The sequence below is a fragment of the Microcoleus sp. CAWBG27 genome (genome assembly GCF_020883145.1).
Lineage (GTDB): Bacteria > Cyanobacteriota > Cyanobacteriia > Cyanobacteriales > Microcoleaceae > Microcoleus.
Genome location: NZ_JAHREU010000053.1, coordinates 1 through 18,007 on the forward strand (window position 1 = coordinate 1; position 18,007 = coordinate 18,007).

Here is an 18,007-nt window from a genome sequence, read left to right on the forward strand (position 1 = left end):
CGAATTTCTCAACTTGGAGTTATTCCCTCTCTGTCCACTATTATTCGCTCCAAATCTGCTCTTTATCCCTTGGGATTGTCTTGGCAGCCAGATTAACTGCTACCCCTACTTATTGAGCCGATACCTGTTTGCGGACATCCGCGATTTCACGACGCTTTCCGAAACTATGACGCCTCAAGAAAATTTTAATTTTATAAATGCTTACCTGTCGCGCATGGAGCCTGCTATTACTAGCAATCACGGGTTTATTGACAAATATATCGGCGATGCGATTATGGCTTTGTTTAGCGACTGTGCAGATGATGCAGTGAAAGCTGGTATTGCGATGCTAAATATCCTGAACGATTACAACAGATACCGTTTAAGTGTGGGCTACATCCCGATTAAAATTGGGATTGGGATAAATTCTGGTTCTTTGATGCTGGGGACAGTTGGTGGCAAAAGCAGAATGGATAGCACGGTGATTAGTGATGCTGTTAATTTGGCGTCTCGGATTGAAGGGTTGACGAAAGATTATGGCGTTCCTCTGTTAATTTCTCAGCAGACATTGGAACGGTTGCGAAATCCGGCTGATTATAATATTCGGATTGTGGATAAAGTACAGGTAAAAGGAAAATTACAATATGTCACAATATATGAGGTCTTCGATGCCGATCCGCCGGAAATTCTCTCGGCTAAGCTAGCAAATTTGGCGGTATATACTGAAGCGATGTTACTTTGCGATCGCCATGAGTACCGATTGGCAGGAAAATTGTTTGAAGAGTGTTTGCGGGCAAATCCGAGCGATCGGGTAGCTCGCATTTACCTGAAACGCTGTCGGGATTGGCGATCGCTCCTCAGGGAATTTTAGTCAGTTGACTGCTGACTGTTGACTGTTGACTGTTGACTGTTGACTGTTGACTGTTGACTGTTGACTGTTGACTGTTGACTGTTGACTGTTGACTGTTGACTGTTGACTGTTGACTGTTGACTGTTGACTGTTGACTGTTGGCAGTTTTAGAGGTTTCGCGACATTCCACCTACCAATAGACCGGGTTTCTTATTTAAAAGTGCGTAAGTCCTGATAATATAATTACTAATTTGGAGTGTCAATAAAAGACGATGGAAATCAACAAGCGGCAGTCGAGAATATCTATAAAACCTTCAGTGATTAAAGTTATAGCTCTGTTCTGCCTGTGCTGCTTGTTAACTGCAAGCTGCGGACAGAGTGCCAGTCGATCGCCCAATTCGCCCAATTCGCCCAACAACGATCGCGTGACAATTGGCACAACCTTGAAATTGCGGACGATCGACCCCGCCGACGCTTACGAAACCATCTCAGGACAACTGCTGCGAAATTTGGGCGATACTCTCTACACCTACGAGTCGGGAACGACAAAGTTAATCCCCCACTTGGCGACAGCAATGCCAAAAGTGAGCAAAGACGGATTGACATATACAATTCCCTTGCGTCAAGGCGTGATTTTTCATGACGACACACCCTTTAACGCCGCAGCAATGGAATTTTCCTTGCAGCGATTTATCAAAAATGGCGGTCGTCCGGCTTTCTTGTTGGGCGATGCAGTAGAATCGGTGAAAGCGACGGGCGAATACGAATTAACTTTTCAACTCAAAAAGCCTTTTGCTGCTTTTCCTTCCCTGCTGACATTTGCCGGTCTTTGTCCCATTTCTCCGAAAGCTTATGAGATTGGGGACGGTAAATTTAAACCCGATACTTTTGTGGGAACTGGACGCTACAAACTGGCGAAGTACGGTAGCGATTCTCTGAAGTTTGACGCCTTTGATAAGTATTGGGGAGAAAAACCGGTTAATAAAGGTATTGACATTTTGCTGCTTTCGAGTTCTTCAAATTTGTTCAATACTTTTAGGACTGGTGCGATCGATGTAGCTTATTTATCCCTGGATGCGGATCAAGTTCGCAGCTTGGACGAGGGAGCAAAAAAAGGGAAATGGCAGGAAATCGTGGGGGAGAGCAGTACAGTTAGTTATATGACGCTGAATCTCAATTCTAAACCGCTGGATAAGTTAGAGGTGAGACAGGCGATCGCAGCGGCGATGGATCGGCCGCTTATTAACGATCGCGTCCTCCGAGGACAAGCCCAGCCTCTGTACAGCCTGATTCCCACAACCTTCGACGTTACCAAGCCTGTATTTAAAGAGATGTACGGCGACGCCAACATGACAAAAGCCAAGGAATTGTTAACAAAAGCGGGATATTCGGCCACCAATCCGTTTATTTTTCAAATTTGGCATCCTAGCGGTTCTACAAAACGAGGTTTAGTGGCGAGTACGATTAAAGCTTTAGCCAAACTCAAAATGGACGGGATCATGCAGGTGGAAATTAATAGCGTTGAATCTCCGACTTTGTTTCAGAATATAGAGAAGGGGATTTATCCTGCGGTGTTAGTGGATTGGTACGCTGACTTTTTCGACGCTGACAATTACATTCAGCCGTTTTTGGATTGTGCGACGGGTTCGGCGGCCCGCGGGTGCGAGAAGGGTGCCAGTCAGGGGCAGGGTTCGTTTTATTATAGCGATCGGGTAAATCAACTGATCGCCAACCAGCGAAAAGAAGCCAACCCTCAAACCCGCAAAGCTTTGTTTGCCGAAATTCAGGACATACTAGGTCAAGATGTACCTTTCATCCCTCTATGGCAGGATAAGGACTATACTTTTGCTCAGAACAGCATCACGGGTGTCCGTCTCGAACCGACGCAATCTTTTCCCTTTTGGTTCCTGAAAAAGCAATAATTGTTTACAATAATTTTTAGGAGTTTAAACGTCCATAATTCTATCATCTTTTGTGCATAACAGGGTGATGATTGTCACAGTTTATCGAAGAGACCGATCACCCCACTCTCTCTAAAAATGTTGGATATTATTAGTAGAGAGAGCTATCGCTGAGGGTGAGTATATGAAATTTGGAATTTTAACAACAACAGGGCTGCTAATTGCGATCGGTTTTGCTTCTGGAGTCAAAGCAGAAAACGTATCAGATGTCAAGCAACTATTAGAAACTAAAAATTGCAGCAAATGTGACTTGACAGGAGCGCAGCTTTCTGGTGCAAATTTGAGCGGTGCAAATTTGAGCGGTGCAAATTTGAGCGGTGCAAATTTGAGGGGTACAAATTTGAACGAAGCCAAATTAAACGGAGTAAATCTGACACAAGCTAAATTGCAAAGTGCGAGCTTAATTGGGGCTAAAATGCACGGGGCAAATTTGGAGGGTGCTGATTTGACTCGGGCTAACCTGAGTTTGGCTGGTTTAGTAATTGCGAGTTTGAAAAATACCAACCTCACCAGTGCTAATTTGGTCGGGGCTAATTTAGAAAGTGCTAATTTGGCTGGGGCGAACCTGAGAAATGCCCGTCAGTCTGTCGCGAATCTAGGAAGTATCACCCTCCGGGGCGGTAGTTTGGCGGGAATCGATGTGCTGGGGGTTAACTTGCGGGATGCAAATTTGACCGGTGCAAATTTGACCGGTGCTAACTTGAACGGTTCAGATTTGACTGGCGCTAATTTACAGGATGCCAATATGGCAAATGTAGATTTGAAAAACGCTGCTTTGCCGTAGGACGATCGCCAATTGCTATATCAGACTATCGTGTTTAATAACCTTAATATAATCCTGTAGGGGCAATTTCTGAAATTGCCCCTATAATTTTAATTTCCTTCAATCAGTTGACAGTTTGTAGGGGCGGTGCCCCCGTGCCCGCCCTCTTCGTTGACAGTTGACAAAAGAAGGAACAGGATTGGAGTAACGAAGAGCCTGATTTTAATTTCTCCCGGGCTTGGGGCTTTAAACTAATTCTTTCTGGTAATTTTAATTTTCCGTTAAGTCTGAGATGAGAGAGGACTGAAGTCCTCACTACAAACCTGAGAGTTATTTAACTTGATTTGAGATCAATCTTCGTCAGCGGCATCTTGGGGAAAACGGATAATGTCATCATCTCCTAGATATTCGCCATTTTGGATTTCAATCATCACCAAGGGAATAACGCCGGGGTTTTCCACGCGGTGAGCGGTATTCATGGGAACGTAGGTTGACTGTTTCTGCATGAGAATGGTCTCTTTCTCATCGCAGATAACTTTAGCGGTACCGGAGACGACAACCCAGTGCTCGCTGCGGTGATAGTGCATTTGGGTGCGGATGTGGTGTCCCGGTTTGACTTCGATGCGATTGATCTTGTAGCGATCGCCCGCGTCTATGACTGTAACTTTACCCCAAAACCGGGTTTGCGTGCGATCGTCCGTTTTTTCGATTGTATCCACTGTTTCCACCATCCTGTTTATCTCGCTAATGGTATGTGTAAAAATATCTATAGTGGAAAGTATATCAGGCACTGGGTAAGTCGGGGAAGGTGCGTTGCGTGCGATCGGCTTCTCCAAGTTTCGCTAAAGGCTCATTCCTGAGTTTTTCTCCCAGAATCCAGCTTTAAGAGATTAATTGCCATTCGCGAGCATCGACAAACTGAGACAAATGCCCCACATTTGTGGTAGCAATCACCACTTCATTCATACCATTTACTTCCAATATTGCTTGAGCCGCCAGAATCACATCTCCGTCAAGTGCATCGGGGTGTGCCGTTGGCTTTCCTCTCTTTCGTGCATCCGCCCACAACTGAGCCGCTAGAAGCATTACCTCCCTAGTCAAAGGACGGTAGGGAATTTGCGATTTAAGTTCATCAAGTCGTCTAATACCTGCCGCCTTACCTGCACGAATTAATTCGCGTCGCACTTCATAGTCAGCAATTTCAGGAACCATTACAATGTAACCTTTTAGCGGCAAAGATTGCAGCCAGAGTTTACCATCTTGATATAAAGGAGAGGCGGCTTTGGGATTTGTAACAATTCCTAAAGGCCCAGAATCTAACAAAACTATTCTGCTCATCGACTATATATGCACCTGGTTTTCTTCTAGTGCTTTGCGAAGCACTTCAGCAGTTTCTGTTTGTTCCTGTTCATCTCCATCATCCACCCAAGACTGTAACAGCTTGCTCAGAGCTTCGTGCTGCTTTACAGGATCGATGGTTTCTGGTTTTTCGTTATCCTCATTTCCTTCCTTTCGCCCCGCTAGCAGCATTTTGCTCATAGCTTGATTTCTTGTGATATTTCTATCCTTCGACAGTTTCGTAAAATCTACGTTTTCAGGTGTCTCGGCGGGTTCCGGTAATCCGGGCTTAACTCTCACGGTTTCCAGAAATAACCTCATCATTTTAAGCAAATTCGGCCAATATTCTCTCGGAGTTTGCTGAATTACACTGAGAAACTCTACCATTTCATTGCCAATGCGAGTTTCTGGTGCTGAGGTTGCTGTCGCTGGACTTTCACCAATTAAAGCTTGTTCAGACATAATCACTTTTCTCCTTTGTCGTATTTAAATCAGCGGGTCGATCGATATTTTGGATGGGAATTAGAAATTGGCGATCGAAGTCGTCTCTACTTATATTGTAAACAATGGGAATTTCTTTAACCGCAGATGTCGGCGGATGAACACAGATGTACGCAGATAAAATTAATTCATCTGCGTACACCTGCGTTTATCTGCGGTTCAAAATAACCATCTCAGTCAGCTTCGACGATATAGCCTTTCTCGAAAAAATGAGGTATGATTGACAGCTTATATAACCCTTAAACCAAGAGGGCTCAAGCCCAACTACGTACCTTATCTTTCGCTCTATCCGCTATATTACTTGCTCAAAACACCCTCAGGAATCCCCAAAATATCCTCAATCCGAGGCATATCTTCCAAAGCAATCACTCGCCCTTCATCCTCAAAACCAGCAATCTGATCGAAATTTAAATATCGATACAAATCACCAGCAAAAGGATTGATTTTCTTCGCCACAATTTCGTGGTATTCTTCGACTGTGGGAATGCGACCCAACAGCGAACAAACTGCCGCCAATTCCGCAGAACCGAGATAAACCTGTGCATCTTTACCCATGCGGTTGTTAAAGTTGCGAGTCGAAGTTGAAAACACCGTGGTGGCATCTTTTACTCGTGCTTGATTGCCCATACAAAGACTGCATCCCGGCATTTCCGTGCGCGCTCCAGCGGCTCCAAAAATACTGTAATAACCTTCTTCTTTCAGTTGCTGTTCGTCCATGCGAGTGGGCGGACAAATCCACAGGCGAGTTTTCACTTCTCCTGAACCTTCCAATACCTTGGCAGTGGCGCGGTAGTGACCGATATTTGTCATGCAGGAACCGACAAATACTTCGTCTACCCGATCGCCCGCAACCTCACTCAACAGCTTCACATTATCCGGGTCATTCGGCGCAGCTACAATCGGTTCGGTAATCTCGTTGAGATCGATTTCGATAATTTCCACGTACTCGGCATCAGCATCCGCTTCTAGGAGCACCGGATTCGCCAGCCATTCCTCCATCTTCGCCACCCGGCGCATCATCGTCCGCGCATCTTGATAGCCCCGCGCCACCATGTTTTTCAGCAGCGCGACGTTAGAACGAATGTACTCAGAGACCGTCTCAGAACTCAATTTAATCGTGCATCCGGCGCAAGAACGCTCGGCCGAGGCATCGGTCAATTCAAAAGCCTGCTCGACCTTCAAATCGGGCAAACCTTCAATCTCCATAATCCGCCCAGAAAAGACGTTTTTCTTATTCTGTTTCGAGACTGTCAGCAAACCTTTTTGAATTGCTACGTAGGGAATTGCATTCACAACATCCCGCAACGTTACTCCCGGTTGCAATTCACCTTTGAACCGGACTAGAACTGATTCTGGCATATCCAAAGGCATCACGCCCAAAGCAGCAGCAAAAGCAACTAATCCCGAACCCGCAGGGAAAGAAATTCCCAAAGGGAAACGAGTGTGAGAATCGCCGCCTGTTCCTACTGTATCCGGCAATAACATCCGGTTCAGCCAAGAGTGAATGATGCCGTCTCCGGGACGCAAAGCTATGCCGGCCCGCTGTGCCATGAAATCGGGCAATTCGTGGTGAGTTTTGACATCAACTGGTTTCGGATAGGCAGCAGTGTGACAAAAACTTTGAATTACCAAATCGGCGCTAAATCCCAAACAAGCCAGTTCTTTTAACTCGTCGCGAGTCATTGGGCCTGTGGTATCTTGGGAACCGACTGTGGTCATCACTGGTTCGCAAGATGTGCCGGGACGAACGCCGGACAAACCGCAAGCTTTCCCTACCATTTTTTGAGCTAAGGTGAAGCCTTTTCCGGTATCGGCGGGGATAGTTGGACGGGTGAAAATAGAGCTGATTCCTAGTCCTAAAGCTTCGCGAACTTTGTCGGTTAAGGTGCGTCCGATTAATAGGGGAATTCGACCGCCGGCGCGAACTTCGTCGAGGATTGTGTCGGGTTTGAGGGTGAAGGTGGAGATGATTTCTCCGGCTTCGTTGGTGATTTCGCCTTTGTAGGGATGGATGGTGATTACCATGCCGGTTTCCATTTTGGCGACATCGCATTCGATCGGCAATGCGCCGGAATCTTCAGCGGTATTGAAGAAAATCGGGGCGATCGCACTTCCTAGAATATATCCGCCGTTGCGCTTGTTTGGTACAAACGGAATATCGTTACCAATGTGCCACAACACGGAGTTAATCGCCGATTTCCGCGAGGAACCGGTGCCGACAACATCGCCGACGTAGGCTACGGGATGGCCTTTTTCCTTTAATTGGGCGATCGTTTCTAAGGCCCCTGGCATCTTGCTTTCCAGCATCGCCAAAGCGTGCAGGGGAATGTCCGGCCGCGTGGTAGCCTGAGGTGCGGGAGACAAGTCATCGGTATTAGTTTCTCCTGGCACTTTGAAGACTGTAACAGTAATGGCTTGGGCTAGTTCGGGGCGGCCGGTAAACCACTCGGCATCAGCCCAGGAATCGACTACCTGCTTCGCGTAGGGATTAGTATCCGACAGGGCGAGAATGTCGTGGAAGGCGTCGAATACTAACAGCGTTTTGCTCAAGGCCCGGGCTGCGGTGGCGGGGATAGCGATTTCGGCAGTAGGATTGAGCAAATCGATTAAAGATTGGACGTTGTAACCGCCCATCATTGTCCCCAGCAGGTAAACTGCCCATTTGGGAGCAATTAGGGGGCTGTGGATTTCACCTTTGGCGATGCCGGTTAAAAAACCAGCTTTGACGTAGGCGGCGCTGTCTACGCCTGGAGGTACGCGATCGCGCAATAATTCGATTAAGGCTTCTTCTTCTCCCGGTGGCGGATTTTTCAGCAATTCGCAGAGTTCCGACGTTTGCTGGGCGTCTAGCGGCAGCGGTGGAATTCCCAATGCGGCTCTTTCGGCAGCGTGAAGGCGGTAAGATTCAAGCATTTTCTCTCTCTCTTCGGATAGTTTTGGGTAGTTGTTAGCAGATGACCGGGCGGTTGAAACCGCTCCTATACAAACAAAACCCGCCTCCGCGGGTTGAAAAACCAGGGTGGATTAAAATTACATTATCCTCTTGTGTCCCTCTGAGCTGGGACATCGTTTGACAAGACGGGGTTTCAACCGTAAGTCCGATCTTATCTGAACCCTATTGAGCCATACATGAAAATTTAACGCAAGTTCAGAAACTGTACATTTTCCTACCACAGACAGATGCGAGCTCCGCCGGCAGTCTACCTAAAACTCGATCCGAGCAGTTTTGGACTGCTGAGTTGCATTGTTTTGGTTAAGATGAATGTGGTACGAGGTACTGTCGATCGTCCTCTACGTCTAAAAATCGCCTGAAATCGTCACTAACCACAATTTGACAAAAATTGTCCGCAGAAATGGATCAATTAAAAAATGGAAAGTTTTATCCCTGAAAACGGTGAAGACTGTCAGGGCTGTGCCGCCAAGCCAGACTTGTACGAAGAATTGCAAGAAACCAAAGAATTGCTGCTGACGATCGCCAATTCGATGCCGATGCCCATGATCGTTAGCAGTCTACCTGACGGCACAATTCTTTATAGCAACGATTTATGCCGTCAGGCTTTCGGCCTGAGAGCATTTGTGTCGATCGACCGCCAGCCAGCCTCCATCCTCTACAACAATCCCGCAGAACGCCAGCAACTACTGGAGGATCTCGCTCGCAATGGATACGTCCGCGAGACAGAAGTCCGCCTCAAAAAAGCTGACGGTACCCTGTTTTGGGCCACTGTATCCATGCGGTATTTGACATTACTGTCGGAAAAAACGGTACTGTCGGTGTTTTGCGACATTACCGAGCGCAAGCTAGCCACCGCCAAAGAGCAGGAATTGCTCGCGTCAATCCACTTGCGGGCCCGCCAGCAAGCGGCCGTCGCTTACTTGGGGCAGCAGGCTCTGGTAGAAACAGATTTGTCCGCACTGATGGAAAAAGCTGCGGTGTTAATTGCCCAAACCCTAGATGTTGAGTATTGCCAGTTTCTGGAACTGTTGCCTTCTGGCCATGCTTTTCTGTTGCGAGCGGGGATTGGCTGGCAGCCCGGACTTGTCGGTAACGCTACTGTTACCGCTTCTAGTCGATCGCAAGCAGGTTACACATTGCTAGTTGGTGAACCGATAATCGTCGCAGATTTGCGGGTAGAAACCCGGTTTAGCGAGTCGCCACTGCTGCACAACCACCAGGCTGTCAGCGGCATCACTGCGATCGTTCCCGGAAATCGGGGACAGGCGAAAAAGAACTGGGGACAAGCAGAACCAGCGAACACTGCTGAGTCGCCGATCTGGGGCATTTTGGGGGTGCACAGCAAGCAAGAGCGGGTTTTTAACCAGGATGACGTTTATTTTGTAGAAGCGATCGCCAATCTGTTAGCTGCGGCGATCGATCGCATTCGATCGCAAGAGCGCTTGCAAATGATGGAACGGGCGATCGAGAGTACCAGCAACGGCATTGCGATCGCCGACGCCACAGTTGCAGATAATCCAATTATTTATATCAATCCCAGTTTTGAGCGGATCACCGGTTATAGCAGAGAGGAATTAATTGGTCAAAATTGCCGATTTTTACAGGGAAAAAACACCAATTGCCCTGCGGCAAAAGAGCTGCAAACTGCCATTCAAGAAGGGAAAGAATGCCAAGTTATCTTGCGTAATTTTCGGAAAGATGGAACACCTTTTTGGAACGAACTTTCTATTGCTCCAGTATACAACTCTCGGCGACACTTAACTCACTTTATAGCAGTTCAAACCGATGTTACAGACCGCCAGCGCTCGGAAGAAGAATTATTTTTAAAGTCTCAAGATTTAGCCACATTCAGTGCCAACCTCAAACATTTGCACCGGATTACAACTTATCACTATCAAAACTTTCAAGAACTGGTTGATGATTATCTGACAGCAGGCTGTTTAATTTTTGGACTCTCTATTGGTATTATTGCTCAAGTTGAAAGTCAATCTTTTCTGATTCGCTCCGTCAAAAGCAACATCAAATATTTTAACAAAGGCTTAAAATTAAATCTTAGCGATACTTACTGTGCAGCAGTAATCAAATCCAAAAAAACCATGGCGTGTTCTCACATCAAAGAAATACTGAAAACTGGCGACCATCAAGTTTATCAAGATTTGAACATAGAATCATACATTGGCACACCGATATTTGTCAACGATAAAATTTATGGTACTTTGAGCTTTTGTTCGCAAAAAGCCCGACATAAAATTTTTGAATCGCAGACCAGAGAAATCATAGAACTGATGGCTCAAAGCATCGGTAAATTTCTGGCAGTTCACAGAATGGAAGTCGAACGCCAGCGAGCCGAAAAAGAGCGCTGCGAGCTGATAGTATCTCTCCAAGAAAGTGAAGAACGCTATCGTCGTTTAGTAGAACTATCTCCCGAAGCGATCGCCGTTCACAGTCAAGGAAAAATCGTCTACATCAATGCCGCCGGCGCTAAACTCCTCGGCGCCAGATCTCCGGCAGAGCTCATCGGCTTTCCGGTATTGAATATGGTTCATCCAAACTATGTCGAAAAAGCCAGAGAACGGATGAGACAAGTCGAGGAAGAAAATCAGCCGATAGAGCTTGCCGAAGAAAAATTGATGCGGCTTGACGGAGAAATCATAGACGTTGAAGTTGCCGGCATCCCCGCTATTTATCAAGGCTCAGCCGCCGCCCAAATTATTATCAGAGATGTCACCGAGCGCAAGCGAGTAGAACAGCAACTACTGCACGGCGCCTTTCACGATTCGCTGACGGGTTTACCTAACCGCCTTTTGTTCATCGACAGGCTAGGACAAGCGATCCGCCGTTCCAAACATTCCCCAGATTACAAATTTGCCGTTTTGTTCCTAGATTTAGACCGCTTCAAAATAGTTAATGATTCTTTAGGACACATTCTTGGGGATAAACTGCTAATTGCCCTAGGGCAGCGACTTCAGGATTGCGTGCGCGTTTCCGATACAGTCGCCCGGTTGGGGGGAGACGAATTTACCATTCTGCTAGACCGCATTCAGAGCTTCAGCGACGCCACCCTAGCAGCTAACAGGATACAAACAGAACTGAAGATTCCGTTTAACCTCGAAGGGCATGAAGTATTTACCACCGCTAGCATTGGGATTGTTTTCAGTCGAGGTGAGTTAGGAATAGTAGAAAGTGACGAGTTGAACGGCCAGCAGAGTGCTTTATACAGCCATCCCGAAGAATTCCTGCGCGATGCTGATATTGCTATGTACCGTGCTAAAGCTTTGGGTAAAGCCCGCCACGAGGTGTTTAATTTGGCGATGCACGACCAAACTATCTCCCTCTTGCAGTTAGAAACAGACCTGCGGTTAGCTATTTTTGGTAAGGAGGAATTAGGGAAAAGTAAGGATGAATGTTCGCACTTTATTGTGCACTACCAACCAATTTTTTCCCTCGCCAGCGGTGCGATCGAAGGTTTTGAGGCTTTGGTGCGCTGGCAGCACCCGATTCGGGGTCTAGTGCCGCCGTCTACTTTTATTCCTGTAGCTGAAGAAACAGGCTTGATCGTGCCTCTGGGAGCCTGGGTGCTGCGCGAAGCTTGCCGACAATTGCGCGTTTGGCAAGAAATGTTGATGGAAGAAGGAAGTTCGGCAGCGGATTTTGTAGCGGATGTAACGGATGTAACGGATTTAACTAATACAAGGAAGCAGGAAGTTCGGCAATGCCCGATGCCCGATGCCCTGTTTGGCCGATGCCCGATGCCCGATGCCCAATGCCCAATGCCCAATGCCCAATGCCCAATTCCCAATTCCGAGTTATCAATTGTCGATCCTTCAAAATTAACAATGAGTGTGAATATTTCTCCTAAGCAGTTAGGAATGGCGAATTTAATCGAACATATAGATGAAATATTGGCAGAAACTGGCTGCGCTCCGAATTGTTTAAAATTGGAAATCACTGAAAGCGCGATCGTAGAAAATGTGGCTAAAGCTAATATTGTACTTGCCCAATTAAAAGGTAGAAATATTCGATTGTCGATCGACGATTTTGGTACGGGCTATTCGTCTTTGAGTTACTTGCACCGCTTTCCGCTGGATACGCTGAAGATCGATCGATCTTTTGTGAGTCGCTTGGGGGCGCTCGAAAACGGCAACGGTGGGGGTCAGCCTTTGCAGATTGTGCGGGCGATCGTAACTTTGGCTCACAATTTGGGATTAAATGCGATCGCCGAAGGTGTGGAGACAGCCGAACAGTTAGCCCAGCTTCGGGCACTCGACTGCGAATTAGCTCAGGGATATTTGTTTTCTAAACCTTTGGACAGCGGCGCAGTGACAGAAATGCTGATAAATCTGGGCAATATCAAGTCGGGTTAACATCTGTTTCAAGAAATCTGTCTATTTCTACCTAAATTTACTCATTTACCCAGAATTTGAAAACTGGTGACAATAGCTGTATAATTCATTTGCGCTTGATTCATGCGAGTTGCTCCCGGCTTAGTTGGTGTGACAACCGAACAAACACCAGGCACGAATGAATCATTAACTACAATTCAATATTTTTACCTCAAAGTCGCAAACTCGCGTCGGGGGAATTGTGGTCAAGCCTACTGTTGAGCCCAAGCCGAGCAGTAAGCAAGCAGTGATGCGCTACTTTTTACATTGAGGAAGTTACACCGCAGACTTGGACTGACTCTAGTGAAAGCTGTTCATGAGTAGATTTAGATAGGTTGTTAGAAGCGGTTAGGAATGAGATACCTAGAAATTAACTTTTAGGTATGTTGTTGCGCTTAAGCGCTCTTTCATAGATCGAGAGCGCTTAAGCGCAACAACGTACCTAGGATTAGCGATTAGCTTTGAGCGGAATCTCGATCGCAAATTGGGCACCCTCTCCCGGCGCAGAAGTGCATTTCAACGAGCCGTTGTGTCTGTCTGTAACAATTTGATAGCTAATTGACAAGCCCATCCCAGTGCCTTTCCCCACAGGTTTAGTGGTGAAAAATGGGTTAAAAAGTTGATTGCGGACAGTCTCTGTCATGCCCGGGCCGTTGTCAGCAATCCGAACTAATATTCGATCGGGTTTTGGCATTTCAGTCCAGATGCGGATCGAGCTGCGCTTTTCCCGCATTTGCTCGACAGAAAGCCGCGCATCTCTTTCTTCCAAAGCATCTAAAGCATTGCTCAAGATATTCATAAACACTTGATTTAGCTGTCCGGCATAACATTCTACTAACGGCAATTGACCGTATTCTTTGATCACCTCTATTTCGGGAGAATTCGGTTTTGCTTTGACCCGGTGCTGCAAAATCATCAGAGTGCTATCTATACCGTCGTGGATGTTGACGGCTTTCATTTCTGCTTCGTCCATGCGGGAGAATGTGCGTAGAGATGCAACGATGAGCTGAATTCTGTCTGCACCAACTTTCATTGAGGAAAGCAGTTTCGGTAAGTCATCCATTAGAAATTCGAGTTCAATTGCTTCGACTTCTTGTTGAATTTCCGGCACTGGATCGGGATAGTAGTTTTGGTAAAGTTCGATCAGGTGCAGCAAGTCTTGAGTATATTCGTTAGCGTGGCTGAGATTGCCGTAAATAAAGTTAACTGGATTGTTAATTTCGTGGGCAACTCCTGCGACGAGTTGACCGAGAGATGACATTTTTTCGCTTTGAATTAACTGCGATTGAGCGCTGGTTAATTGCAGCAAGGTTTGCTCTAATTCGCGAGCTTTATTGCGAGTTTGGGCGTAAAGTTCGGCTTGGTTGAGGGCGATCGCCAATTGAACTGTAATCGCTTGCAACAATTCGACTTCGCTATCGCTCCAGGGCCGCACAACATTGCTGTTGCAGCAGGTAATTGCGCTCATTACCCCGGAAAGTGCCTGCATGGGGATGGCTAATACAGACTGGTAGCCCATCGCTTGAATGGTTTGTTTCCAAGCAGGATCTGCGACTGTTTCGACATCATCCACCCGCAGCATTTCCATATGCAAGAGTTGTTCGGCCACAGGGCCTAAGTCGCAAGCCAGATAGCGACCTCTTAAATCGGGAAGTTGGGTACGGCGAGATTCTTTAATAATTTCCCAGAAAGGCTCCTCCCCGTCTTCGCGATACCAGGCAAAGTTGCACCGATCGATCTTCAGGAAAGCACGAATTTCCTTAACGGCGACTGTAACAATGCTGTCGAAGTCCAGGGAATTGCGGATTTGAGCGGTGAGACTGTTGAGCAATTTTTCTCGCTCGGCTTGCTGCTTGAGTTGGGCTGACGATCGCCTCAAGGCAATTTCTACTCGTTTGCGATCGGTAATATCTTCGGTAATAGCTAATAGATATTGCGGTGTGCCATCAGCATCGAGTATGGATGTTTTCTTGGTATGAAATATCCGCGATTCTCCTTGGCCTGTTTGAATATCTTCTTCGGCGATTTCTACCATCTGCCTGCTGTCGAGCACTTCCCGGTCTTTGGCGGTGAAAAGATCGGCTTGTTCTGTGGGGAAAAAGTCGTAATCATTTTTGCCCATAACTTCTGCTGCACTGAAACCGAGCAAAGTTTCGGCGGCGGGGTTCCACAGTACAAATCGCAACTCTTTGGCCTCCTTGGCAACTACTCCTACGGGTATGGTTTTGAGGACTGATTCCATAAATTGTTGAGCGCGTTGCAGTTCTAATTCTGCCTGTTTTCGATCGCTAATATCTCGGACGTTGGCAATGATGTTAACATTGCCGTTAAGATTGATTTTGGACATGGCAATTTCTGCATCAAAAGTTGAACCGTCGTTGGGACGCCTCGCTTTCCATTCCATGCGACCTGTTTCGCCGGCTAATACTCTAGCCCAAAGTTCTGCCGTTTGTTCTCTGGGATTGTCGCCGCTTGAATAGTCGTTGATAAGTGATAATTTGGTTGCTTGTTCCTGGCTCACTCCGTACATTTCTAACATTCGATTGTTGACATCAAGAATGTTTCCTTCTACATCGTGAATGAAGATAGCATCGTAGACATTGTTAAAGATGGTTCGCAGGTTTTGTTCGGAAACTTGCAGCGCTGCTTCTGCAAGTTTTCGATCGCCAATTTCTTGTTCTAACTGAGTGACTGCTTGGGAAAGTTCGGCAGTGCGATCGCTCACTCTGTCTTCCAACTCGGCTGCTGCTTGTCTCAGGGCTTCTTCTGCAAGGAAGCGATCGGTAATGTCGATCGCCGTGCCGAACAATTTTAGTACCTTGCCACTGGCATCGGTTTCGGAGCGGCCCAGGGCGTTGAGGTGACGCAGGGTGCCGTCGGGACGGCAAATGCGGAAGTCAAAATCAAAGGGGATGCCGAAGTCAACTCCCCGCTGTACTTCTGTATGCCAAAATTCTAAATCTTCTGGATGGATCAGAGCGATTTGCTCTTCTCGGCTGGGTGCTGTGGCCGCTGGTTCGAGTCCGTGGATGCGGAAGAGTTCCTCTGACCAAGTGACGGTTCCCGTTGTCGCATCGAGTTCCCAATTGCCGACGTGGGCTAGTCTTTGGGCTTCTTGTAGCTGTCGCTGGCTTTCTCGGATGGCGGTTTCGGCAACTTTGCGATCGTTGATGTCGAGCAATACACCGGAAAATACGATTTCGCCGGTTTCGCTGCGGGTGGGAATTGAGTCGCCTTGCCACCAGCGAATCTCGCCATCGGGCTTGACTAACCGCCCTTCGTAGTGCCACAGGTAGGTATTTTCAACGGCTTCGTTGATGGAAGCGATCAAGCTTTCGAGGTCTTCGGGGTGGACGCAGGAAATGAAAGAGGCGATGTTTCCCATCATTTCTGCTGCGGTGATGCCGGCTATATCTGCGATGCGATCGCTCATATAGTCAACTCTCCAGACTCCATCGCGGCTGCAAAATTGAAACAGAGCTCCGGGGATGGTGGCCGCGATCGTCCGGAACTTGCCTTCGCTGACACTGAGGGCGGCAAAAGTCTGTTGCAGTTCGGCGGTACGGGCTTCTACTCTCATTTCTAGTTCTGCATTGGCACGCTGCAATGCTGCTTCTGCCCGTTTGCGATCGGTAATGTCGGTGGCTGTACCGGTGGTGCCCACGACGTTTCCGGTTTCATCGTACAGGGCGATCGCGTTGAACATCAAATGTTTGATGCTGCCGTCTTTGGCGATTTGGGTGGTTTCGTACTGAAAAACTGATTCTCCTGCAAGCAGGCGGGCGAAAACTGCTAAATCTTTCTGGCTTTGTTCTGGTGTCATAAAGTCCGAGAAGGGTCGATCGAGCATTTCTGCTGGTTCGTAACCGTAGATATATCTAACTGCTGGGTTGACGAAGGTGTATCGCCCCTCCGCATTCACCGACCAAATCATGTCTTGGGAGGTTTCTACCAAACGACGGTATTGGGCTTCGCTGGCTTTGACGGCTTCTTCTGCTGCTTTGCGTTCCGTCATGTCGCGGGAGACGCCGACAGTCATTGTGATTTGGCCGTCTTCGTTGCGGATGGGTGTTTTGACTGTGCTAAACAGTCGCACTTCTGAGTCGTAGCGCGTCACCGGTTCTTCGGCAATTTGCAGAGTCTGTCCGGTTTCAAATACGAAAGCGTCATCTTTGATGTACTGGAGAGTATTGTCTGGATTGGAGAAAGGTGCGTCTATCGTGCCTTGGAGTTCCTCTTGACTCATGCCGTAATAGTTGCGGAATGCTTGATTTGCCCAGACGATTTTCGATTCTGGGCCTTTGACCAATACCATATCGGCGATCGAATCGAGAATTTGGTGATATTTTTGCTCGCTGTCGCGGAGTTTCTGCTGCGTCGATTCGATTTCTGCTAATTGTCTTTGGGTTTGCGAGTGCAATTCGGCCTGATAAATTGCAACTGCTAAATGTTCTCCTACTTGTTTGGCAAATTCGATTTCGTCTTCTTGCCAATCGCGGGGTTGACCGCAGGAGTGAATGCACAGCAATCCCCACAAATGTTGCCCTTGTAGCAGGGGTACGACTAAGTTAGCTCGAATTTGAAATCGCTTGAGGATTCTGAGGTGACAGGGGCTCAACCGGGCTTTGTAGATGTCGCTGACTGCTTGAACGTATCCTTTGGCATAGTTGGCTGCAAATTGTTCGCCGAAGCAGTGATCGTGAACTTTTGCACCCAGGGATGGGCTGAATTGGGGAAGTACGTCTTCTGATACTACTTCGCCGTCGTTCCACTCAGATTCGGGAATGAAGCGGTAGACGGCGACTCGATCGGCATTTAGGAGTTGCCGAACTTCGGTGGCTGTAATTTTAAATATTGTTTCTAAGTCTAAGGATTGACGAATTTTGCCAATCACTCCCATCAGCGCTTGCAGCTTTTTGAACCAGGTTTGAGACTGCATTTCTCTTTCTAGGTGAGCTAGCTTTTGGCGCAAGTCGGTTACTTCTTGATACAAATATTCATGAAACATATTGTTATTTGTTTAGTTATTTTGCGGTTTAGTATCGAGGTACATAGCATCCCATGACAGTTGACAGTTGACAGTTGACAGTTAACAGTTGACAGTTGACAGTTGACAGTTGACAGTTGACAGTTGACAGTTGACAGTTGACAGTTGACAGTTGACAGTTAACAGTTAACAGTTAACAGTTAACAGAAGGAAGAAACAATCGAACGCAAGGGTTTGTGCCATGCGAGAACGTCCTAAGCATCGGGCGCGGTTGCTGTAAATCTAAAAGGAAG

At 47.2% G+C, this 18,007-nt stretch carries 10 protein-coding genes; 4 read left to right on the forward strand and 6 right to left on the reverse strand.

Features of this window, described 5'->3' with window-relative positions; all coding sequences use genetic code 11:
* From QZ938_RS23945 to QZ938_RS23955, 3 genes are all read left to right on the forward strand, one after another.
* Positions 1-850 (forward strand): adenylate/guanylate cyclase domain-containing protein (locus QZ938_RS23945; RefSeq protein ID WP_293365647.1); only part of this gene is annotated, 850 nt, incomplete at its 5' end.
* Between the two features lie 251 nt (positions 851-1,101).
* On the forward strand, positions 1,102-2,751 hold the full coding sequence (locus QZ938_RS23950; protein WP_293353381.1) for an ABC transporter substrate-binding protein: 1,650 nt from the start codon (positions 1,102-1,104) through the stop codon (positions 2,749-2,751).
* Positions 2,752-2,914: 163 nt separating this feature from the next.
* Complete coding sequence (locus QZ938_RS23955; RefSeq protein ID WP_293353379.1) at positions 2,915-3,574, forward strand: pentapeptide repeat-containing protein; 660 nt, start codon at positions 2,915-2,917, stop codon at positions 3,572-3,574.
* A 329-nt stretch (positions 3,575-3,903) separates the two neighbouring features.
* Here QZ938_RS23955 and QZ938_RS23960 read toward each other — a convergent pair whose 3' ends face one another.
* The 5 genes from QZ938_RS23960 to acnB form a co-directional block, all read right to left on the reverse strand.
* On the reverse strand, positions 3,904-4,293 hold the full coding sequence (locus QZ938_RS23960) for a cupin domain-containing protein (RefSeq protein ID WP_293146115.1): 390 nt from the start codon (positions 4,291-4,293) through the stop codon (positions 3,904-3,906).
* Between the two features lie 142 nt (positions 4,294-4,435).
* Positions 4,436-4,891 (reverse strand): nucleic acid-binding protein, encoded by a 456-nt coding sequence (locus QZ938_RS23965; RefSeq protein WP_293353378.1) that lies wholly within the window; start codon positions 4,889-4,891, stop codon positions 4,436-4,438.
* Positions 4,892-4,894: 3 nt separating this feature from the next.
* Positions 4,895-5,353: a hypothetical protein gene (locus tag QZ938_RS23970; protein WP_293353376.1), complete on the reverse strand. Its 459-nt coding sequence runs from the start codon at positions 5,351-5,353 to the stop codon at positions 4,895-4,897.
* The gene (locus tag QZ938_RS23975) at positions 5,346-5,534 is read right to left on the reverse strand and encodes a hypothetical protein (protein WP_293145747.1); all 189 of its coding nucleotides are present in this window, start codon (positions 5,532-5,534) and stop codon (positions 5,346-5,348) included. Before QZ938_RS23975 ends, QZ938_RS23970 begins: the two co-directional genes overlap by 8 nt.
* A 155-nt stretch (positions 5,535-5,689) precedes the next feature.
* Positions 5,690-8,305: a bifunctional aconitate hydratase 2/2-methylisocitrate dehydratase gene (gene acnB, locus QZ938_RS23980; protein ID WP_293353374.1), complete on the reverse strand. Its 2,616-nt coding sequence runs from the start codon at positions 8,303-8,305 to the stop codon at positions 5,690-5,692.
* A 456-nt stretch (positions 8,306-8,761) separates the two neighbouring features.
* Here acnB and QZ938_RS23985 point away from each other — a divergent pair, with 456 nt between their 5' ends.
* On the forward strand, positions 8,762-12,709 hold the full coding sequence (locus QZ938_RS23985) for an EAL domain-containing protein (protein ID WP_293353372.1): 3,948 nt from the start codon (positions 8,762-8,764) through the stop codon (positions 12,707-12,709).
* Positions 12,710-13,175: 466 nt separating this feature from the next.
* Here the strand turns inward: QZ938_RS23985 and QZ938_RS23990 are convergent, their stop codons facing one another.
* Complete coding sequence (locus QZ938_RS23990; RefSeq protein ID WP_293353370.1) at positions 13,176-17,735, reverse strand: PAS domain S-box protein; 4,560 nt, start codon at positions 17,733-17,735, stop codon at positions 13,176-13,178.
* Between the last annotated feature and the right edge of the window lie 272 nt (positions 17,736-18,007).

Excerpts from the sequence above, each read along its gene's own strand:
- QZ938_RS23950 (WP_293353381.1), top strand. The coding sequence starts at position 1,102 with ATGGAAATCAACAAGCGGCAGTCGAGAATATCTATAAAACCTTCAGTG.
- QZ938_RS23990 (WP_293353370.1), bottom strand. The coding sequence starts at position 17,735 with ATGTTTCATGAATATTTGTATCAAGAAGTAACCGACTTGCGCCAAAAG.
- QZ938_RS23985 (WP_293353372.1), top strand. The coding sequence starts at position 8,762 with ATGGAAAGTTTTATCCCTGAAAACGGTGAAGACTGTCAGGGCTGTGCC.
- QZ938_RS23965 (WP_293353378.1), bottom strand. The coding sequence starts at position 4,891 with ATGAGCAGAATAGTTTTGTTAGATTCTGGGCCTTTAGGAATTGTTACA.
- QZ938_RS23970 (WP_293353376.1), bottom strand. The coding sequence starts at position 5,353 with ATGTCTGAACAAGCTTTAATTGGTGAAAGTCCAGCGACAGCAACCTCA.
- QZ938_RS23955 (WP_293353379.1), top strand. The coding sequence starts at position 2,915 with ATGAAATTTGGAATTTTAACAACAACAGGGCTGCTAATTGCGATCGGT.
- acnB (WP_293353374.1), bottom strand. The coding sequence starts at position 8,305 with ATGCTTGAATCTTACCGCCTTCACGCTGCCGAAAGAGCCGCATTGGGA.